General features: G+C 42.2%; 25 protein-coding genes and 1 tRNA gene. 9 read left to right on the top strand and 17 right to left on the bottom strand.

From position 1 onward, the window contains the following. The first annotated feature begins 39 nt into the window (after positions 1-39). The gene (locus tag ACM0OT_RS04605) at positions 40-822 is read left to right on the top strand and encodes a dienelactone hydrolase family protein (protein ID WP_414563414.1); all 783 of its coding nucleotides are present in this window, start codon (positions 40-42) and stop codon (positions 820-822) included. 405 nt (positions 823-1227) lie between these two features. Here the strand turns inward: ACM0OT_RS04605 and ACM0OT_RS04600 are convergent, their stop codons facing one another. The 9 genes from ACM0OT_RS04600 to ACM0OT_RS04560 form a co-directional block, all read right to left on the bottom strand. After that, positions 1228-1995, bottom strand: a complete 768-nt coding sequence (locus tag ACM0OT_RS04600) for a phycobilisome rod-core linker polypeptide (protein ID WP_414563130.1) — start codon at positions 1993-1995, stop codon at positions 1228-1230. A gap of 138 nt (positions 1996-2133) precedes the next feature. After that, entirely contained in the window at positions 2134-2877 is a 744-nt protein-coding gene (locus ACM0OT_RS04595) for a phycobilisome rod-core linker polypeptide (RefSeq protein ID WP_414563128.1), read from the bottom strand. A gap of 51 nt (positions 2878-2928) precedes the next feature. Continuing rightward, entirely contained in the window at positions 2929-3768 is an 840-nt protein-coding gene (locus ACM0OT_RS04590) for a phycobilisome rod-core linker polypeptide (RefSeq protein WP_414563126.1), read from the bottom strand. Positions 3769-3808: 40 nt separating this feature from the next. Beyond that, positions 3809-4408 carry a HEAT repeat domain-containing protein gene (locus tag ACM0OT_RS04585; RefSeq protein WP_414563125.1) on the bottom strand — a complete coding sequence of 200 codons (600 nt, stop codon included), beginning with the start codon at positions 4406-4408 and terminating at the stop codon, positions 3809-3811. Positions 4409-4486: 78 nt separating this feature from the next. Then, positions 4487-5317 (bottom strand): HEAT repeat domain-containing protein, encoded by an 831-nt coding sequence (locus ACM0OT_RS04580; protein WP_414563124.1) that lies wholly within the window; start codon positions 5315-5317, stop codon positions 4487-4489. Between the two features lie 10 nt (positions 5318-5327). Then, the gene (locus ACM0OT_RS04575) at positions 5328-5576 is read right to left on the bottom strand and encodes a phycobilisome linker polypeptide (RefSeq protein WP_414544713.1); all 249 of its coding nucleotides are present in this window, start codon (positions 5574-5576) and stop codon (positions 5328-5330) included. Between the two features lie 108 nt (positions 5577-5684). After that, positions 5685-6545 carry a phycobilisome rod-core linker polypeptide gene (locus ACM0OT_RS04570; protein WP_414544712.1) on the bottom strand — a complete coding sequence of 287 codons (861 nt, stop codon included), beginning with the start codon at positions 6543-6545 and terminating at the stop codon, positions 5685-5687. Between the two features lie 159 nt (positions 6546-6704). Beyond that, the gene (gene cpcA / locus ACM0OT_RS04565; protein WP_414544711.1) at positions 6705-7193 is read right to left on the bottom strand and encodes a phycocyanin subunit alpha; all 489 of its coding nucleotides are present in this window, start codon (positions 7191-7193) and stop codon (positions 6705-6707) included. Between the two features lie 83 nt (positions 7194-7276). Then, positions 7277-7798 carry a phycocyanin subunit beta gene (locus ACM0OT_RS04560; protein ID WP_414544710.1) on the bottom strand — a complete coding sequence of 174 codons (522 nt, stop codon included), beginning with the start codon at positions 7796-7798 and terminating at the stop codon, positions 7277-7279. A gap of 961 nt (positions 7799-8759) precedes the next feature. Here ACM0OT_RS04560 and ACM0OT_RS04555 point away from each other — a divergent pair. The 5 genes from ACM0OT_RS04555 (at position 8760) to ACM0OT_RS04535 (ending at position 12790) form a co-directional block, all read left to right on the top strand. Then, positions 8760-9314, top strand: a complete 555-nt coding sequence (locus ACM0OT_RS04555; protein WP_414563120.1) for a thioredoxin family protein — start codon at positions 8760-8762, stop codon at positions 9312-9314. A gap of 70 nt (positions 9315-9384) precedes the next feature. Further along, positions 9385-10113: a UMP kinase gene (gene pyrH, locus ACM0OT_RS04550; RefSeq protein ID WP_414544708.1), complete on the top strand. Its 729-nt coding sequence runs from the start codon at positions 9385-9387 to the stop codon at positions 10111-10113. Next, positions 10100-10648, top strand: a complete 549-nt coding sequence (frr, locus tag ACM0OT_RS04545) for a ribosome recycling factor (RefSeq protein ID WP_414544707.1) — start codon at positions 10100-10102, stop codon at positions 10646-10648. Before pyrH ends, frr begins: the two co-directional genes overlap by 14 nt. Positions 10649-10822: 174 nt before the next feature. Beyond that, entirely contained in the window at positions 10823-11944 is a 1122-nt protein-coding gene (locus ACM0OT_RS04540) for a geranylgeranyl reductase family protein (RefSeq protein WP_414563118.1), read from the top strand. 120 nt (positions 11945-12064) lie between these two features. Continuing rightward, positions 12065-12790, top strand: a complete 726-nt coding sequence (locus ACM0OT_RS04535; RefSeq protein ID WP_414563116.1) for a polysaccharide deacetylase family protein — start codon at positions 12065-12067, stop codon at positions 12788-12790. A 9-nt stretch (positions 12791-12799) separates the two neighbouring features. Here ACM0OT_RS04535 and ACM0OT_RS04530 read toward each other — a convergent pair whose 3' ends face one another. The 3 genes from ACM0OT_RS04530 to ACM0OT_RS04520 form a co-directional block, all read right to left on the bottom strand. Next, positions 12800-13141 carry a helix-turn-helix transcriptional regulator gene (locus ACM0OT_RS04530; protein ID WP_414563114.1) on the bottom strand — a complete coding sequence of 114 codons (342 nt, stop codon included), beginning with the start codon at positions 13139-13141 and terminating at the stop codon, positions 12800-12802. A 239-nt stretch (positions 13142-13380) separates the two neighbouring features. Then, positions 13381-13647 carry a hypothetical protein gene (locus ACM0OT_RS04525; RefSeq protein ID WP_414563113.1) on the bottom strand — a complete coding sequence of 89 codons (267 nt, stop codon included), beginning with the start codon at positions 13645-13647 and terminating at the stop codon, positions 13381-13383. A 317-nt stretch (positions 13648-13964) separates the two neighbouring features. Continuing rightward, positions 13965-14051 (bottom strand) — tRNA-Ser (locus ACM0OT_RS04520). Positions 14052-14157: 106 nt separating this feature from the next. Between ACM0OT_RS04520 and ACM0OT_RS04515 the strand changes: the two genes are divergently transcribed. From ACM0OT_RS04515 to ACM0OT_RS04505, 3 genes are all read left to right on the top strand, one after another. Continuing rightward, the gene (locus ACM0OT_RS04515) at positions 14158-14526 is read left to right on the top strand and encodes a 2Fe-2S iron-sulfur cluster-binding protein (protein WP_414563112.1); all 369 of its coding nucleotides are present in this window, start codon (positions 14158-14160) and stop codon (positions 14524-14526) included. Beyond that, positions 14516-15106, top strand: coding sequence for a thermonuclease family protein (locus tag ACM0OT_RS04510; protein WP_414563111.1), 591 nt, complete (start codon positions 14516-14518; stop codon positions 15104-15106). The genes ACM0OT_RS04515 and ACM0OT_RS04510 overlap by 11 nt, the downstream gene beginning before the upstream one ends. A gap of 84 nt (positions 15107-15190) precedes the next feature. Next, entirely contained in the window at positions 15191-16009 is an 819-nt protein-coding gene (locus ACM0OT_RS04505; RefSeq protein ID WP_414563109.1) for an inositol monophosphatase family protein, read from the top strand. A gap of 240 nt (positions 16010-16249) precedes the next feature. On the opposite strand, the gene ACM0OT_RS04500 is transcribed toward ACM0OT_RS04505, so the two are convergent. The 5 genes from ACM0OT_RS04500 to ACM0OT_RS04480 form a co-directional block, all read right to left on the bottom strand. Next, on the bottom strand, positions 16250-16405 hold the full coding sequence (locus tag ACM0OT_RS04500; protein WP_414563413.1) for an SUMF1/EgtB/PvdO family nonheme iron enzyme: 156 nt from the start codon (positions 16403-16405) through the stop codon (positions 16250-16252). Positions 16406-16429: 24 nt separating this feature from the next. Further along, positions 16430-17488, bottom strand: a complete 1059-nt coding sequence (locus tag ACM0OT_RS04495) for a reverse transcriptase domain-containing protein (protein WP_414563108.1) — start codon at positions 17486-17488, stop codon at positions 16430-16432. A gap of 141 nt (positions 17489-17629) precedes the next feature. Next, positions 17630-17986, bottom strand: a complete 357-nt coding sequence (avd, locus tag ACM0OT_RS04490; RefSeq protein ID WP_414563107.1) for a diversity-generating retroelement protein Avd — start codon at positions 17984-17986, stop codon at positions 17630-17632. Positions 17987-18152: 166 nt separating this feature from the next. Further along, positions 18153-19586 carry an SUMF1/EgtB/PvdO family nonheme iron enzyme gene (locus tag ACM0OT_RS04485; RefSeq protein ID WP_414563105.1) on the bottom strand — a complete coding sequence of 478 codons (1434 nt, stop codon included), beginning with the start codon at positions 19584-19586 and terminating at the stop codon, positions 18153-18155. A gap of 129 nt (positions 19587-19715) precedes the next feature. Then, the gene (locus tag ACM0OT_RS04480) at positions 19716-20177 is read right to left on the bottom strand and encodes a hypothetical protein (protein WP_414563104.1); all 462 of its coding nucleotides are present in this window, start codon (positions 20175-20177) and stop codon (positions 19716-19718) included. Positions 20178-20700: the final 523 nt, after the last annotated feature.

Below are 20700 nucleotides of genomic sequence, written 5' to 3'. Positions count from 1 at the left end.
TAATCAATGCAAATCACTGTTTTACTGAGTGCTTTGGATATGAAATTACTGCTTCCTGTTTTGTTTGCGCCTGTAGTTATGTCGTTAACTTCTACACAAGTGCTGGCAGCTATTCAAACTAGAACTGTTGAGTATAAACACGGTAATACAGTTTTAGAAGGTTATTTGGCATATGACGACACCATCAAGGGTCAGCGTCCCGGTGTGTTAGTAGTGCATGAATGGAACGGATTACAGTCCTATGTCAAAAAACGTACTGAAGAATTAGCGAAACTAGGTTATGTAGCCTTTGCTGCTGATATCTACGGTAAAGGGATTAGACCCCAAAACCCCGAAGAGTCAGGCAAACAAGCATCAATTTATCGTCAGGATAGACAATTATTGCGCGATCGCACCAACGCGGGCTTAAAAGTTTTGCAACAAAATTCGTTAACTGATGTCAAACGCATTGCAGCCATTGGTTACTGCTTTGGTGGCGGTGCTGTCTTAGAACTAGCCCGTAGCGGTGCCAATATTGGCGGTGTGGTTAGTTTCCACGGTAACCTGGATACCCCTAACCCCAAGGATGCTAATAACATCAACGCTAAAGTATTAGTCTTACATGGTGCGGATGATCCTCTCGTGCCAGATGAACAAGTGCAAGCATTTGCCAGTGAAATGCGAGCAGCCAATGTAGATTGGCAATTAGTCTCTTATGGTGGTGCAGTACATAGCTTCACTAACCCAGAAGCCAATAATCCTCCACAATCACTGTATAACGAAGTTGTTGCCAAGCGATCGTGGCAAGCCATGAAGCAATTTTTTGCCGAAATTTTTCGCTAAATATACCTGATAACTGCCATACCAAACAAAAAACCTCGGCTTGGCAACCGAGGTTCATGATTAGGAGAAGTAAGAATGACGATTTAGATACATCAATACTCAGAAGCGATATTTAAGATTTGTCTATATGGTTTGAGTTGTTTTGCTAACTTATGTAAATAAATTTAACAAAATTGTTACAAAAAGTCAACTTAATTTACCAAAATTAAAAATAAAGGCTAGATGCTATGACTGCACTCGTTTGTTACTTGCGCTTTGGCGGCGATTCATCAAGCACCCAAAAAGCTACTGGGTCTAGTTCCCACTTAACATAATGACTAGCTAACAGAAAATCTGTAAACCCGTCGTTACATTAACGCAAAAACCAGACCCAGTATAAAATTGCACTCAATCAGATATTAAATTTTAGCGTCTGCTACCACCGCGGTAAGGTACTGCACTCAGATAATCAATATCAAATGCAGAGAGTCTTTGCGCGTAGTTGCCTTGACTACCGACTGATGCTGCCATATTTGCATATTTGCGAGGATCGCCTTCGGCAAGTCTTTTGTCTTGGAACTTGCGAGTGTAGAACTTCTCCAAAGTAATGCGCCAATCGGTTTGAACGGTGCCTTCTCTTTCTTGGAAGTCTTCGCCGTAGCGGGGGGTTACCAAGTTGTAGGGACGACCTTCTAAACGTTTGCGTTGGTAGGGAACGATGTTATCGCCAAAGCTTTGGGTGTATTCTTCGCTGTCTACTATGGCATCAACGAAGCCGCTAAAACCTTTAGTACCAATGACAATTGACCAAGCGATTTGTTCTTCTTTGTTATAAGACGAACGACCTAATAAGCGCTTGAGGGTAATGTCTACTAAACGGTAGTTGTTGTTGACAGAGACAACTAAACGATAGAAGGCTTCAGATTGGGCTAAACCGCGGATGAAGTCCCGCACTGATAATGAGCCAGTTTTGAGTTGAGATTCTAGAGTTTTTTGACGATTAAATTTCAGAATCTCATGTTCACTGAAAAGTTGGCGATAGGCAGCCCAAATGATGCTTTGAATATCAGTGTAAGAACTGACATCTTCGACGCGGTAGATATATGGTGTATCTTCATTTTGGTCAGCTACACCAAAGCTACTGACTCGATGATTTTGACTACTTGGTTTGTATTGAAGTAAAGGCAGGGTCATGCTGCGTTCTTCCTCTTATTAACAAATTAAACAAAAAGCTAGCTCGGAAAATTGAAGGAGGTTGAATAATTCAAAACCTTCATTCGTGCTTTATTTATTCTCCCGCATTATGTTATTTAACTTTCCTGGTTTTTCAAATTACCGCACCGGAAAATTGGCACTGGAATTGATGGAAAGAGGGATTCCTTGTGGTGTACTTTCTCTGGTCGTATCGGGAATTTGGATGTTTGCCAAGTTCACTGGTGTGTAGGTCACGGTTCTGATTGACATGGAACCAGCTAATTCCCAGAAATTCTTGATGTCGCCTTCTATATAGCGTGCATCTTCTAACTTGTCGCGCCAGTAGTCACCATAACGAGGTGTCACCAAATTAAAAGGTCTATCTTTGTAGCGTCGTCGTTGGTAGGGAACGATGTTCTCACCAAAGTTGGTTTGATATTCTTGAGAGTCTATCAAGGCATCAACAAAACCATCCCATCCGAGAGTAGCTATTTTGATTGACCAAGCAATTTCTTCATCTTTGTTATAAGATGTCCGACCTAAAAGCCGTTTGAGAGCAATTTCTACCAGGCGATAGTTAGAGTTAGTTTGTACCACTAAATTCCGGAAGGACTCGGATTTAGCCAGACCCCGGATAAAGTCGCGCACGGTAATGGCTCGATTCTTCACCTGAGATTCTAAGTTACTTTGGCGATAGAATTTCAGGATTTCATGTTCGCTAAAAACTTGCCGATAGGCTGCCCAAATTAATTCTTGGACTTCACCATCATAAGCATAGTCTTCGATGCGGTAAATTCTGGGTGTATCTTCGTTAGGTACTTCGTAGCCAGGAACGCGTTGGTTTTGGGAACTGGGTTTGTATTCTAATAAAGGGATTGTCATGGTTAATTTGTTGTGGTGAGTTGTTTTAGGTCATGGAAACGACTTAATTTTTTAGTTGGTCTTGATTCCCGGAATATAACGATAAGGTAGGGACACAGCTACAGGTTTGACGGTTGGTTGTGGGGTACCAATTTCGCGGGAGTTGTCGGGAATTTCTATATTTTTGATTTGAGAGGTGACTGAAGCTACTGTGCGCTGGTAGTTGCGTTCACTAGTAATCATTTTTCCCGCCATATCCATGAAATTGGCAGGAATTACCCGACGAATATCTTCTTTACTTAAATAACCAGTGGTACGAGCATTGTAGAAGGAACGACCACCGAAGGCTTGCATGGTTTGGCGATCGCGCCAGTAGGAATTGTACCGGGGGTTAACTAAGTTAAAGGGTCTGCCTTTAAAACGACGGCGTTGGAAAGGTACAATGTCATCGTTAAAGTTTTCCAGGTATTCATCACTGTCCAATAAGGCATCGATGAAACCGTGCAATCCCTTAGTAGCAATGACAATTGACCAAGCAATTTCTTCTTCTTTGTTGTAAGCGGCGCGTCCCAAGAACCGCTTTAAGGTGATGTCAACTAGGCGGTAATTGGAGTTGAGGTCTGCTACTTGTGTGCGGTAAACTTCAGATTTGCCTAATCCACGGATAAAATCTCGGACGTTGATGGCCCGATTTCGTAGTTGAGATTCTAAAAAGGATTGGCGGTTGCTCTCAATTATTAAGTGTTCGCTAAAGATTTGCCGATATGCTGCCCAAATAATGGCATCAATGTCTGTATCTGAGGTAGCAGATGCTAACCGATACATGATCGGTGTATCTTCGTTAGGTACTTCGTAACCATCTACACGCTGATTTTGCGTGGTAGGAGAATAATTGAGCAGTGGTATTGACATATTGACTTTTGCCTTGTTTTATGGTAGTAAGTTCAAATTATTAGCTACTAGCTAGCTGGACACGGGCGCGAATCGACTTTTCGACATCAGTAGCCAGCATTTGTTTGAGTCTAGTTTGGATGGGTTCCTGCAAATCAGGTACTTTCGCCAAGGACTGTAAACCGACAACAGCGGCATAACGGATTGACCATTCTGAGTCTTGAGAAATCAACAGTAAAGTTTCCAAAGCCTTTTTAGGTGCAGTGTGGCTTTCGGGAAATTTGAGTTGATGCCAGTGTAAGTTGCCCAATCCCTTAGCAGCGGCGCGACGGACACTAGGGGCAAAATCTGTAGCTGCGGCTGTGATTAAAACATCTAAAGCACGGGGGTCTGCGATCGCCGCTAAAGTACGAATCGAATAAGCCCGTGCCCCATAGTTATAATCATCAATTTGGGTTAGCAATTGTGGCACTGCTATTTCTCCCAATTCTGTCAATGCCGCCACTGCCAAGGTTGCGGCCGCTGGGTTGTTATAACCAAACACCGCTATTAAGGTGGGAATGGCTGCTACATCTTTTGTGGCTGCCAAATTTTGCACTGCCGTTACCATTTTTTCTGGTGTGTCTGCCAGGGCGACGGCACGGATTAGTTCATCAGTCAAGTCGCTTCGCTCCAATTCGTAATTGATAATTCGTAGCCCGTAACGAATTAAGAATTACTAACTACGAATTATTAATGACTACAACAGTGAATCCATCAAGTTCATGACCCTGATGGCATCATCAGAAACAGACAAGGCATCTAACTCTTCTGTGAGTTGATGCTCTAACAATCCTTTCAGGGCTATGAGTTTGAAGCTATTTTCTGCTTTGGCATTAGCGATCGCCTCTGCTGCTGCCATATAGCCGATGGCGCCCAAATCTCCCAAAGCCACACGACGCAATTTGAGATCGCCAATATCCAACATTTTCACTAACCGTTCCCCATAGGTAGGGTTAGATGTCAGTTGGTACATTGCTCTGGCTGCGGCACACTGGATGCGGGGGATTTCATGCTCTAAAAACGGTTCAATCAGAGAAATCGCCTTAGTGTCACCAAAAGCACCTAAGGCTTCTAATACCGCTTCATAGGGCTGGGTCAGATGGGGGCATCCTGGTACTTGCACGGCCTGTGCGATACCCCCATCTAGCATTTTCATGAGTGCTGGTGCCGCAGTTTGATCACCCAACATTTGCAGGGACTGGGCTGCTGCTTCTCGTACATAAAAGTCAGGACATTCCAAGCACTTGATTAAACCTGGTACGGCTGTAGCATCTCCCAATTTCCCCAGTGCTCTGGCTGCATTGCGTCGTAAAGGATAACCCCCCAGTTCTGTTCTGTCGGCTTCATCCTCTAAGGCAGCAATTAAGGCATTTACAGCAGCAGGGTGACTAACTCGAAACTTTCCTAGCCACCAAGCTGCATAATAGCGGAGACTCAAATCTGATGATTGCAGGTTAGCGATCGCTAGCTCTGGTGTTAGCTGTAACGCATTATCTGCTGAATATTCTTCCGCACTGGGTTCTATCATTGCCAGGAAGTTAATTTTCTGCTTCTTCCGCGCTCAATGGCTCAATATTAACGATTTTGCCACCTAGACGGTTAATCCGCTGCATTTCGTCATTCATGCGATTGTATGGCACTGTGATGAACACACTACCACTGCGACGGATGCTGAATTTATTTTTGTCGGTTTCTGAGTTTTGCCGCAAGCCTACGACTTCGTAACGAAAAACTCGGCTTGCAGATGAGGAAGCGCTACCGGCACCAAGTGTGGTTTGACCGAACATTACTTCTATATCTCCTCTACTGTTTGATTGTGACTGATTATTAGTTGTCAGTTGCCACTTGCTTGACCAAGACTTAAAGCTACTAACTACTCACCACCGAACCATTGCTTATGCTGGTGTAACGCTGGCAATTTTGCCGCCTACTCGATGAATTTGCTGGATTTTGTCTGATAACCGCTCGTAAGGTACAATAAACACTGTACTGCTACGACGCACACTGGGATAACCAGGATTGCGGATGCCGGTGACTTCGATGCGGTAAGTGCGATCGCCTTTACCCACAGCATTACCTAAATTCTTCTTCGGCGCGACATCAGATGACGCTCGGAAACTCCAATTATCGTTGCTACCTGATGGCCCGATAATTGACGAAGCTGTGTTGCTAGCTAGCTCCTGCGCTAAACGGGATTTTTTTCCCCCTACTTGGGCGCTATCGCTATTGGCATAACCTCGGTACAACTGGAAGATCCGATTAAAGCCTACAGTTTTTTGTCCTGGCTGATTGCTAAAGCCTCGATAATAAGGCACAACGTTATCGCCGAAGTTGTTTTGGTACTCTACAGAATCAATGTAGGAGTTGATTTCGGCATCGTAGCCTTGGTTATGATATAAATCTAAGTGGTAAACAACTTCCGACTCATCATAAGGCGCACGACCCAACAAATGCTTGTAGTTGAGTTCTATTAATCGAGTTTGGAAATTGTTGTAAAAAAACTTAGTTTTGTAGAGTTCTGATTGAGCAACGCTACGCACGAACTCCCGCACTGTCAGGTTGCCATCCCGCAGGAGTGATTCGGCGCTGACGAGACGTTCTGAAGCCATCAAATAGTCATTACCTAAGACTTGCCGATAAACGGCTTTGATCACTGCTTCGACTTCTTCTCGGCTAGCGTTGGGGCGAAGTTCAACTCTACTTACTTGACTAAAAGCTTCTGTTCCTAATCTGGATGCAGCTGTTGTAATCGCCATTTTTATTTTCCCCTATTTATTTGCACTGCGGCTGTTGCCGACTGCATAGCCTTGCTAAAAGCTTTTTATTTATCCCTACATAAAAACAATGCCCGGGGCGAGATCCAACTGCTAGGTGACTACATCCAGCACTTGCATCCCTCTCCGGGCAAACGCTATCTAGCTGAGAGCGTTAATTGCATAGTCAATGTAGGTGTTAGCTTCGTTAGCAGCTTGACCACTCAAACCATGATTAGATTTGATGTGCTTCAATGCTTCTACGTACCAGCTGGGAGACAAATCAAATGCACTGTTGATTTCAGCCAAACCAGCAATTAAGTATTCATCCAAGGGGCCTGTACCACCAGCAACTAAGCTGTAAGTAATGATGCGGAGGTAGTGACCGACGTCACGAGCACACTTAGATTTACCACGGCTATCAGCAGCAAATTGTGCGCCTGATGTTTGGGTGGTGTAGGGGTATTTTTGGTAAACAGCTTGGGTAGCGCCATCAATCAGTTTTTGAGCGTTTGCTGTCAAACCACGAGCAGCTTCCATGCTGGCAATAGCACGTACAAAACGACCATTAACAGCTTGAAGTTCAGTGTTGCTCAAAAAGCGTCCTTGGGTATCAGCAGCTGCAATTGCTTCGGTAATTGGTGTCTTCATAGTTCAGTATCTCCTTAGTTATTTCTTCAATGTTTTGCTTGGAGAGCTAATTTTTGGCTTAGACTCTCGGCTATTTTTGCTTGTTAGGCAACAGCAGCAGCAGCACGATCAAAGTAGCTAGCCAATTCAGAAACTAGTGAGCTACAGTCACCTTTGCTGATTCCGTTAGGATCGTTAACAATAGAGACTGCTGCATCCTTCATTTTTTGAACGCCAACAGCTACAGAGGAACCAGGAGTACCCAAAGCTTGGTAGGTTTCACGCAGACCATTCAAACAACGATCATCTAGTACACTAGCGTCACCAGCCAATGCAGCATAGGTAACGTAGCGTAAAATGATTTCCATGTCGCGTAGGCAAGCAGCCATACGACGGTTGGTGTAAGCGTTACCACCAGGAGCAATCAAGTTGGGTTGTTCTTCAAACAAGCTACGTGCAGCGTTGGTCACAATAGCGGAAGCATTGCTGGTGATGCGGTTGACAACATCTAAGCGCTTGTTACCTTCGCTAACAACTTTTGTTAAAGCATCTAGTTGTTCGTTGCTGAGGAATTCGCCTCTAGCATCGGCTTGAGAAACTACCTTGGAAAATACATCTAATGTCATGGACTCTAATCTCCTAATTCCTTAGTTGAGAGATGTCTGGATTAAAACTGGCAATGTTTTATCAAATTTGGATGGTTTAAAATTACAGACTTGAGTATCAAACAGCTTCTCATCATTAGTCTCAAATTTCCCTACTACTAGATGAACTAGGAATTATGAGAATCTGGGGTGATTTATGAGAATCAGGCAAACCTGATGAATTGATTACCTTGTTTAACTTTTGTCTGTGCTTTAACCCCTCCAGATTATGTTTATACAATGCTATAGATCCTTTTATCTGTTACAAATTATGAATAAATAAGATACACGAATAAGATCAACCTCAAATCCTTTACATACAAGGGATATACCTGAGAAATCTCTAACATCTTCGTAACATAAATACATACTTAACGAGTTTGTCTAGCAATTTCACTGGGTTTAGATTGTTTTTATTTTTCCGGAAATCCATACAGCTAAAGACTTTGTGGCTCCGTATTACCTTTTTAAGTAATATTTTTTTATTAAGAATCATTAACTTAATATTTCTATATATTACGAAGAGTAGCTTTAATTCATAATTTCCGGAGCGAAATAGGGGAAAAATGTTTACAAATCTCAACATAAATCCCAGGGAGACTGGGGACTGGAGAAAATGAGAAATCCGGGATGTAGTACAAGTCCAAGTCTTCCCCTCTACTCCCCACTCCCCACCTAATAAAATTGATTTACCAATTTTATTAACCCTTCGTACCATGAGATCGCGGTTTTCTGGGAGGTCATCTACTACGAGAAGGCGGTAACTAAGTGTATGAAAATTATCATCGGTAGTAGATTCAGTAGTTTCACAATTTACGGCTGTGCAATCGATTTATAGAATTGTGGCATATCAAGCATTGGTTAAAATGTGGTTTGCACGCAAAAAAGTGGTACTAAATTTCACCTAGACTTTTTTGTTCCTAGTTCCTTCCGGCTATAGAAGATGAATATACTAGAAACAATTGACACCCCTATTGGTAGCTATGCACCAGATTTTGAGCTGCCTGGAATTGACAATCAAGTACACCATCTCAGCCGTTATTTAGAGAGGTTCTGTGCAGTTGGTGTGATTTCCATGTGCAACCACTGTCCTTATGTCAGCTTGTATTTAGATAGACTCAAAAAAATTCAAGCGGAATTTGCCGCAGATAGTTTTACACTAATTGGTGTCAATGGCAGCAGTGCTACTCAGAATCTGACTGAAAGTTTTGAAAATATGAAAGCTTTTGCCCAACGTCACCAGTTGAACTTCCCTTATTTATGGGATTCAACCCAAGATGTGACTCGCAGTTTTGGTGCTAGTAAAACACCAATGGCTTTCTTAATAGATAAAAATGGTATATTAAGATACAAAGGTCAAATCGATAATCATCCCCAAGATCCATCATTTTTGGGAGAAAATTATTTACGAAATGCCATCGCCTCTCTATTCAAAGGTCAAGCAATTAACCTCTTTGAAACCAAACCTATAGGAACTTCATTGATTTGGCGGAACTAGACATAGATAGTCACTGTGCTGCTATCTTAAATTGGAGGCAATTGCAACTTATTTGATAAAGTGTGACTTCATGGGAACGAATTACCGACGGGTTTTACTTAAACTAAGCGGTGAAGCCTTAATGGGCAACATGGGCTATGGCATTGATCCAGAAGTGGTCAAAGAAATAGCGCAGGAAGTAGCAGAGGTGATAGCCACTGGCGTTCAAATAGCCATCGTCGTGGGAGGCGGCAATATTTTCCGTGGCGTTAAAGCGGCATCGGCGGGGATGGACAGGGCCACCGCTGACTACATAGGGATGATTGCCACGGTAATGAATGCCATGACGCTACAAGATTCGCTGGAACGAATAGGGGTACAGACGCGGGTACAAACCGCGATCGCTATGCAAGAATTAGCGGAACCGTATATCCGTCGTCGCGCCATCCGTCATCTTGAAAAAGGGCGGGTGGTAATTTTTGGTGCTGGTTCAGGAAATCCGTTTTTTACTACTGACACCACTGCGGCCTTAAGAGCCGCAGAAATCGATGCTGAGGTGATTTTCAAAGCCACCAAGGTAGACGGAGTGTACGATGCTGACCCCCATGTTTATCCTGACGCCAAACGTTATACCAGTCTCACCTACGCCCACGTTTTGGCTCAAGATTTGCGGGTAATGGATAGTACAGCGATTGCCTTATGTAAAGAAAATAATATCCCAATTCTGGTTTTTGATTTAACCGTGCGAGGTAACGTCCGCCGGGCAGTATTGGGAGAATCCATCGGCACCCTTGTGGGAGGTTCTTGTGAAATTATCTGAAGCTGAGAGTACGATGCAAAAGACTGTTGAGGCAACTCAACGTTCTTTTAACACCATTCGCACGGGTCGAGCCAATGCGAGTTTGCTAGATAAAGTTTTAGTGGACTATTACGGTTCACCCACTTCGTTGAAATCTCTGGCGAATATTAGTACGCCAGATGCCACGACAATATTGATTCAGCCCTACGATAAAGGCAGTTTAAACACAGTTGAAAAGGCGATTTCCCTTTCTGATGTAGGTTTAACACCCAATAACGACGGTTCTGTAATTCGGCTAAATATTCCGCCTTTAACAAGCGATCGCCGGAAAGAATTTGTCAAATTAGCAGCTAAGTATGCTGAAGATGGTCGTGTTGCTATTCGCAATATCCGCCGCGATGCCATAGACTCGATTCGCAAGCAGGAAAAAGCTTCGGAAATTTCTGAAGATGAATCCAAAGACCTACAAGATGAACTGCAAAAACTGACAAATAAGTACACTGCCAAAATAGACGATTTGCTGGCAGAAAAAGAAAAAGACATTTCCACAGTCTAAGGCAGTATCTTGTGCAAATAGAGTAGGGTAGTATCAAAATATAAAGGCTGAAGAGTAATGTCAAAATTCTTCAGCCTTTGTGTATTGCAGATGGAAATGTTGAGAAAAAATTTTTAAATTGTGCCATCAAGTCTGCGAAAAACCAAATAATTCAGGAACACAAATTCAGGCATTATGTACGACACCATCATTGTGGGTGCTGGGCCAGCTGGTGGTACAGCAGCATATCATTTGGCCAAAAAAGGCCGCTCAGTTTTAGTTTTAGAAAAAGCATCCCTACCCAGATATAAACCCTGTGGTGGTGGTGTTTCACCAGCGATCGCTCAATGGTTTGACTTTGATTTTAGCCCCGCAATTTCGACAAAAGTGGATTCGCTGCGCTTCACCTGGGAATTAGGCGACCCCGTAGAGGCGACAATTTCCACCCAGGAACCAGTATGGATGGTGCGACGTGATGTTTTCGACAATTTTCTGGTGGAGCAAGCCCAGAAGCAAGGAGCGGAAATCCGCGCGCAAACAGAAGTTACGGGAATTGAGTTTCACAATGATTATTGGCAAGTTGACACAGTTAATGGCCCCGTTACAGGACGCTACTTAATCGCCGCTGATGGTGCTAAAGGGCCAATGGCAAAATGGCTAGGCTTCCAAGACCGCAAACGCCGCCTAGCAGGTGCTTTAGAGGCAGAAATTCCCACTGTGGTAGCTGACAAATCTACATTGCACTTGGAGTTTGGTTTAGTCAAAAACGGCTACATTTGGAACTTTCCCAAAGCTGATGGTTATTCCATTGGCGTGGGGACATTTATTGGTGGTCAAGCCCAAAACTTCAAGCAAATTGTGGATGAATATGCTAAATCCTTTGGGCTAGATATCAAAATTGGCAAGCAATACGGTCATCCAATTTGTTTATGGGATGGTCATCAAAAACTACATACGCAAAATGCTATTTTAGCTGGGGAAGCTGCTTGTGTAGTTGACCCGATGACAGCAGAAGGTATTCGTCCATCTATTTTTAGCGGGTTACTAGCAGCACAATTTGTTAATCAAGCGCTGGCTGGTGACATCAACGCCCTAGAACAATACAGTGAAGCCCTCAACGAACAATGGGGTAATGATATGGCTTGGGCAAAAAAATTAGCTGGCGCATTCTATCGCTTTCCCCATGTTGGTTACCAAGTGGGTGTGAAGCGTCCCTCTGGCGCTCACATTATGGGGAAAATCCTCTGTGGTGAATTACGCTATGGTGAAGTTGCTGGTCGTGCCCTAAAACGACTAATTCCTGGTTTTGGAGGTTAGGAATGTGGATTTAGTAAAATACAGAACCTCACCCCCAACCCCTCTCATTGGCAAGGGTGAGGTGAAAAACTAGACTTGCATGTTATTTAATTCATATTCCTTAGTAGGATTCATTTAATTATGCAGATAGCTCCTTTTCTGCCATTTGTACACCGGATTCTGCAACCGAGTTTTCCCAAATGTTTGTGGCATGGCGATCGCTCTGTGAAAAAGATTGCTCTAACATTTGATGATGGCCCCCATCCAGAATACACACCCCAAGTCCTGGAAGTTTTAGACCGTTACAATATTCCAGCTAGTTTTTTTTGGTTGGGTGCTTGCGTCAACCGTTCACCAGACATAGCCAAAGCCATCTGCGATCGCGGCCACTGGATAGGATTGCATGGTTACGATCATCGTTCTTTCCCCATGCTGACTCCACATGATCTGCGCGACAGTTTGGAAAAGACTCAAGCTGCCATTTATCAGGCTTGTGACCTATTACCCACACAAGTCTGTGATGTCCGTCCTCCCAATGGTTTCTTTACACCTAAAACCTTACAATTATTTATTCAGTGGAATTACCGCCCAGTAATGTGGAGTGTTGTACCAGTAGACTGGGAAAGGCCAGGAGTAGCGACTGTGGTGCAACGTGTTCTCAAACAAGTGCAAAATGGCTCACTCATCGTCTTGCACGATGGAGTTTATGGTGGACAGGATGTTGCTGCCACAATTCAAGTGTTAATTCCTCAATTGTTACATCAGGGCTATCAATTTGTGACTATTGATAGTCTATGGCAGCAATTTCAGACTAGTGATCATCATTCAGGAAATGTCATTTCCCTAGCTAAAGATTGTCATGAATAAATTCAGACTTTAACTGCTTTTTGCTTCTCGCGGTTGAGAAACTTCACTATCAGCTCGTGGATCTGTGGCTAGTTTCTCTGTACCCAACAAATGATGGATTTCATTTAATGAACCTGGTTCCGTTAAGGAATTTTCTGATGCATCACCCATGTACTCAATTAAGTCATCAACTTGACAATTTAAGGCTTTACAAAACCTAATAATTCTTTCAATATGATCTGTCCCAGTCCTACCGCTTTCCCAGTTTTGGATAGTGCTTTCAGTGACGCCCACAAGACGCGACAATTGAAGCTGGGTTAGCCCTGCTTTCTCACGCAGTAAAGCGATCCTTGGTTTTGGCTTATTTTTCACAGCTACAGCACTTTTAATCTATCTATAGTGGTAGATCCTAACACCAAAAAAACCAGAGCAGCAAAAAATTCCTAAAAAAAATTCTTTTGAGGACACATTAGGTGATGGGCATAAATACATTCCAAGACAAACAAAAAAAGGGCTTTAGTTACTAAAACCCTGATCTTGACAACTAAAACACTCACTATGTACTAAGAGAGTATTTTAATTTTAATTAATTTAATTACTTAACAATTTGATCAACTACAGAAAGTATCTACTCTCACATCCTTCCAGATATCAGAAACTTGCCAACCTGAGTTACCAACAGACCGGACGATGGGATTGTCACGGGATGGAATATAGTTGAGTTCTTGATTATCCAGATACAATTGTTGATTGTCTTCTAGTAGAGATTCTAGAGAATGCAAAGTATCTGCATCCGCTTGTAGACTTTGTTCTTCTTCTTCCTCTAAGGTTTTTATTTTATCGAGGAGGAGTTTTTCCGATTTTTTGATTAGTTTCATCTTTATATGGATGGGTGGAAAACTACAGATTGAAAAAACGAAAATCTTAACATCGATTCTGAAAGATACTAATGTAGTGTTTCAAGAATCTTTAGAGAGATCCGCAAAAAGCTATTATAAAGTTTATTGTTGAAAAAGTTACTCAGCAAAAACTAGAATACAGCAATTTTACTGGAAATGCTGACGCATTGTGCAAAATCTTTATATCTTAATGTCAGACACAGGCAGTGTTTAGAGGAAATTTCGGAGTTTGTGTACTTTTCTACCACCTCAGATGACCTAGCTGCAAAGAATACATTGAATATTCAGTTTAAAAACGGAGAGGGAGGGATTCGAACCCTCGTATACGTTTCCGCATAACAGACTTTCCAGGTCTGCGCCTTCAACCACTCGGCCACCTCTCCAGGTGCCACGATTTACGATTGTACTATGGAATCCTAGAAAATGCAAAGATATCAAAAGACATATTAGATTAAAGCTAAAAGTTCCCATCCAGAATCCCAAATCATCATGTCCCGTACATACACAATTAAAGTCCGCGATCGCGCCACCGATAAAGAATACAACCTCACAGTACCAGAAGACCGTTATATTCTCCACACTGCCGAACAACAAGGGGTGGAACTGCCATTTTCCTGTCGTAATGGAGCTTGTACAACTTGTGCTGTTAAAGTGTTGTCTGGAGAAATTTATCAACCAGAGGCGGTGGGATTGTCCCCAGAGTTACGCCGTCAAGGTTATGCCTTGTTATGTGTCAGTTACGCCCGTTCTGACTTGGAGGTAGAAACACAAGATGAGGATGAGGTTTATGAACTTCAGTTTGGGCGTTATTTTGCCAAAGGGAGAGTTAAGGCGGGTTTACCGTTAGATGAAGAGTAAGATTTGGTTTACAGCAGCGGTGTACAGGAAATTTTGGGCGCCGCGCTTAGTTATCTGGGCGCGAAAAATAGCTATTTTAGGTTGCTTGCTGCTGTTAATAAGTTGTCAAGCCCATAATCAGTCGGTAGATAATCAGATTCAAGTAAAAGTGGCGCGGGTGGTAAGTGGGCAAAGTTTGGAAGTTTTAGGCATAGGGGAACAACCAAATTTAATTTCTAGAGTCCGATTATTGGGAATTGATGCACCCGATTTGCGTCAAAGCCCCTGGGGAGACGAAGCCAGACAAACTCTAGAACAGTTAATTGGTGATCTAGAAAAACCCGTCACCCTAGAATTTGATGTCGAAACCAAAGATACAATTGGGCGAACTTTGGCTTATGTGTGGAGAGATGAAAAATTATTGAATGAACAAGTCATAGAACAAGGATATGCGTTATTTGTCGGGCGATCGCCTAACCATAAATATGACCAGCGCTTAGAACGTGCCCAACAATGGGCTAGACTCATGGGCAAAGGCATTTGGAACCCAGAACAACCCATGCGTCTGACGCCTGCTGAGTTTCGTCGGCGAAATTTGTAGGGAATGGGGAGGTGGGGAAGTGAAAAAGTTTTCCTGTTCCCCATTTCCCGTTACCTGTTGTCTTTTAATAATGACTAATAACTCATGACTAATCTACAAATTTTTCTAGATATTGCGACGGAAGCGGCATTGGCTGCGGGTGCAGTTTTGCAAGGGTATTTGGGTAAATTAGAAGATGCTATTACCGAAAAGGGTCGCCCTGGTGATTTAGTCACTGCTGCGGATAAAGCCTCGGAGGTGGTGATTTTAGATGTTTTGCGTCGTCACTTTCCCCAACATTCCATCTTGGCTGAAGAATCAGGCAAACTGGGAAATCAAGATAATGAATATCTCTGGGCGATTGATCCTTTAGATGGCACAACTAACTATGCTCACCAATATCCCGCTTTTGCTGTTTCTATTGGGTTATTAATTAATGGTGTACCGCAAGTTGGTGTTATTTATGACCCTTTTCACAATGAGTTATTTCGGGCGGCTAATGGCTTAGGTGCAACACGCGATCGCCATCCCATCAAAGTTTCCCAAACCTCAGAACTGAGTAAAAGTCTGCTGGTAACAGGATTTGCTTATGACCGTCGGGAAACATCTGATAACAATTATGCAGAATTTTGTCATCTCACCCATCTCACCCAAGGCGTGAGGCGTAGCGGTTCTGCTGCGTTGGATTTAGCTTATGTTGCTTGTGGGCGTGTGGATGGTTACTGGGAACGAGGAATTTCACCTTGGGATGTTGTGGCTGGTGTAATTTTATTGCGAGAAGCCGGCGGTAAAGTCACCGCCTATGATGGTTCTTCCTTTAAGTTGGAATCAGGTAGAATCCTCGCTACTAATGGTAATATTCACGACAAACTGAGTCGAGAATTAATAGAAGTTCCGCCCTTATCTAGTTGGAAAGAAAAGTAGGAAGAGGGAAGATGCAGGGCTAATTGATACTAATTTATACCAACAATTTGCCCAAAATAGCAATTTAATAGTTTAAGAACTGCTGCACGCGATCGCAGATACAATTTTTAAACTTGCTAAAAATTGGGCAACTGTTCGGCTTTAACACCTACCAAGCTACCCAACTCAGGTTGATTTTCGGATACCATTACTGATATCACCGGAACAGGTCTGGACTCTTTTTTGACACGCTCGACGCATTCACATCCGCCGACTCTGGTACAAAAGAGCGCTCGCAGCCACACTACTACACACAACCCGAAAACCGATATTGTTGTTCGCGTTGTCTGGGTTGTTGTTGTTGCGATTGGCAGAACGACAGTTTTCAGGATTGTTGTTCCACGAACCACCGCGCAGCAGCCGGAATTGCCCATCCCTTCTCTACCCTCTTGACCAAGCAAGAGAAGTAAATATCTTTTGACGCAACCGCCAAGTGTCGCCATGCTCTAAATGAGCAAACCAACTTTGCATCGATTGGGCTACGTAATCTGAATGAATCTTACCCTGTATATAGTCAATTTGCATTTGTTTGAGTCGGCGTTTTGCTCTTCTTAAGTTTTCTGAGCGTACCCGGATGCAGTCTGGTAAAATACGAAAACCTAAGAAATTAGCACCATGTTTGAGTTTAAATAACTGACTTTTGACAGGATGAATTTTTAACCTTAATTGAGATAAATATTCTATGACTTGCAAACGGGCTTCAGCTAAAAAACTCCAATCATCAGAAAATAAAGCAAAGTCATCGACGTAGCGCAGGTATTTTCTAGCTTTGAGTTGTTCTTTGACAAAATGGTCAAAACTATTTAAATAAACATTAGCAAAAAACTGGCTGGTAAGATTGCCAAGCGGTAAACCCCGCCGTCTTTGTAGCGGTGTGAATAAATTATCCCCTGCAAAATATTCAGCTACTAATAACTGTTCATTGCTGTTATCAATCATCGTATCTATTAACCGCAGCGTATCTGCACATTTTAATTTATGACGCAGCAAGGTTTTGAGGATTTCGTGGTCAATGCTGGGAAAATATTTTTGGATATCGCACTGAAGTACATAGCGACTGGAACGAGCAAAGTTGGTAAATCGCCGCAAGGCGCGATGAGTACCGAACCCTACGCGATTAGCATAAGAATCACCGATAAAGCTGGGTTCAATCAGAGGTACGATAATATTACATAAAGCATGATGTACTACTCTATCTCGGTAGGGAGCAGCAGAAATCATGCGAATTTTTGGCTCTTTAATGTAAAAGGTTCTATATTCACCAGGCTGATAAGTTTGATTAGTTAGTTCTATTTGTAATTGAGCTAATTCGGCTTCTAAATTATCATTAAAATTTAAAACATTTTCCCGAAATCTTTTACCCTTTTGGGCTTTTTTAGCAGCTATCAGAAGATTTTCAAAATTAATAACTTGATGATAAAGATTACCGTAACGTTTCATTTAAGAGGTTGTTTGAAAAGTAAAAGACTTACGTAAACCTAACATATCTTTGTCATTGCGACCGTAGGGTAGACGCGGAGCGGTTTCTCGCAGAGTAGCAATCTCAAAGCCTTAATTTTCCTAGCGAGTGCGTAAGTTCTATTAATTTTTGCTCAGGTTTTGGTAATTGCTTTGTTGTTTAATCCAACCACCTAAATCTAGACCAATTTCGTTAATTAATTTACTTGCATATTCATATCGATAAACTGGAATTAAATTAAAATCGAATAATATTCTAGTTTGATATTTTAAAATATCTATGATGGTTTTAAGGGGTTCTAACAAATTGAGTTTTTCTTGATGATAGCGAGCAGTTAATAAACCCTCCAACAAATCATATAATTCATTGGTCATTCTGTCACCCAAGGTAAATTTATGAATCCTGGGCAACCGATTAATAATTGGTACATACCATTTAATCAAGTCGTAGGTTTTTTGGATGATTGGTAATTCTTCCATTAAATATTTAGGGAATTTTGCTGTTTGGTTTACTTAACAGATTTTATATGTTATCTTGAGTATCAAGAGTGTATATTGGTAAAAAAATTTGATCGCTCCGTTTCACTACGCTAGGAAAGGGCAAAGAGGAACAAGAGCAAAGAGCAGAGGGCTAGAGTACAAAGGGCTAAAGAGTCCTCGCAGCCACACTACTACACACAACCCGAAAACCGACATTGTTGCCCGCGTAGTCTGGGAGGTAGTTGTTGCGAAAGGCAGAACGACAGTAGACAGGATTGTTGATCCACGAACCACCGCGCAGCAGCCGGAATTGATTATCATTATCAACCCAGGCACTTCCATCATCGGGCGCGCCTTCATAGCTACTGTGCCAAGTATCTTGACACCATTCCCATAGATTTCCGTTCATATCGTACAAACCAAAGGCATTAGGAGGAAAGCTGCCTACAGGCGTTGTTTTTTGCCGATATTCTCCTTTCGGGCTATTACTATAAGTGTAGTTACCATCATAATTAGCCACTTCAGTTGTAATTATATCACCAAAATGAAAATGTGTGACAGTGCCTGCACGACAAGCATATTCCCATTCCGCCTCACTGGGTAGTCGATAATTGCGACGTGTTTTTTGAGACAGCCTCTGGCAAAACTCAACTGCATCATACCATGAAATGCTCTCTACAGGAAGATTATCATCCCCTTTAAAAGAAGATGGTCGAGGATCTAGTTCTTGCTTAACACGCGGAAAAAATGCAGCTACTCTTGCCCATTGTGCTTGCGTGATCAGATATTTCCCCATAAAAAAAGATGGAATTTTTACTTGGTGTTGGGGACGTTCATCATCGCCGCTTCCTTCTTCATTTTGAGAAGCACCCATGAGAAAGATTTCACCAGGAATTTTCACCATTTCTAGCTTGACACCAGTACCTAAATCTTCTACAAACTTTTCAGCTTTTCCTGTATAGTTCTGACGCTGAATTTTATCGCCCCTCCCTATTGTTAGTTTGGCAAACTCAAATTTTTCTAATTCTGACTGAGAATCAATTGGGGGTTGTGGGGGTTTAATTGGAGGAACAGGCTGAGGATTGGAAGTAGAGTTATGATGTGGCAGAGGTCTTAGCTTGCCAAGTCGTGGTTTTTGATATCCTGGTTGATTGGTCAGATGACGATAAAGATTTTCATAGCCTTCGTCAGTATGAGCAAAATAATAAGTAGTTCCTTGTAAGGGTTTAGGAATATCCTCAAATTTACCCGATTCGAGTAACACAGGGATAAACTTGCGATTTAATGTCCCTGCATTGTAAAGGTCTTGATATGTCAGATGTCCTTCCCATCGCACACCATTTCCTCGACCTGGTTCTTCTTCACCCTCGCAACGACGTTTATAGGTTAGAGTACATATTACTAAAACAAAATTTGCTTGCTCAATTTGTTTTGCCATCCAGCGCGGCCAGCCTTCAGCAGGCGATGTTTCATATCGATCAAGATTGCAGTCAATTCCCCATTCACGTAGCTTATCCGATAATGCTAGTACGCGTTTTTGATGTTCAGGCGAGTCCCAACTATAACTAATAAAGACCTTTGGCGGAGTCTGATCTGACATATCATTTAATATCTAAAGACAAAATAATATTATTTTACAAATCAATATCGTTCATTTAAGGCTAAAAATCAAGATTTACGTAGGTTGAGTATTATTTTTTAATTTAAAAAAAGCTAGGATGCGCCCTATCTATAGAACTAAATATCTAGCAATAATCACAGTTATTAACAAAGTTAAATAAAATGGATAAACAGAAAAAGAAAGACTAGAGGTAAATAATAAATTAACAACATTCATGCCTTTTGGTGGCTTAAGAATAAAAAGTTTATCTATTGTAATTTCACCTGAATGTAACTCTTTCACAAAATTGTTATATATCTCACGAAAGCTGCGTTCTTGTCCCAAATAATATGAATCGAGTAAAAAGAACAACACTATGGGAATGAGCGATATCCAAGCATAATTAGGCTTATTTTTATCTGCCAATACCACTAAAATTGCCGAAACCAGAGAAATACACCAAGTTTTACAGCTGGCACTGTTAGTTGCCATCCGCGCAATAACCCCTTGCAAGATATTGAGGTAACTTTGCACAGAGTTAGAATCAGGGGTTACCTTATGTGGTTGTGACTGCGGATTAGAGTTACTCACGGAAACTTTTCGCTACTGTTGCGGTATTTTTACACCCATTGTATATCGTTGACGCAATTCCCAAAAATCCCTAAGAGATGGAATAGAACAACCCTGCCCTATTACCCCTTATCCCCGGCTACGGTGTACACAGCACAAAGATGTGTGTAAGTAGAATGGTGTAAATAATTAAAGGTCTGTAGTGAGTTAGCGAGGTCTACAGCCCTTCGGGCATCCTTCTCCCAAGGGGAGACGCCAAAGGCGAACGGCGGGGGGTTTCCCCCATGAGCGACTAACGTACAGCCTGCGGCATCGGTCGGCATCACCCGTAGGGTGAGGACTTTAGTCCTCTAATAAGGACTGAAGTCCTTACTACGAAACAAATGCAATTTTCTTTTACATTACTTTACATAGTTTGGTTTTTTCAAGTCGTTCTACTTACACCGTAGGGGGGCCGAGTTTCCCAATCCCCAAATTTGCTACTTACAGATCACCAATTAAGGGAAGTAAACTAGAAAAAATCTAATGGCTCCTTTGGGTGCAA

This window comes from Anabaena sp. CCY 9613, from assembly GCF_963920895.1.
In the GTDB taxonomy this organism is placed as follows: domain Bacteria; phylum Cyanobacteriota; class Cyanobacteriia; order Cyanobacteriales; family Nostocaceae; genus Cyanocohniella.
The sequence above is the reverse complement of the archived record's forward strand: the minus strand, read 5'-3'. Positions and strand labels throughout refer to the sequence as shown.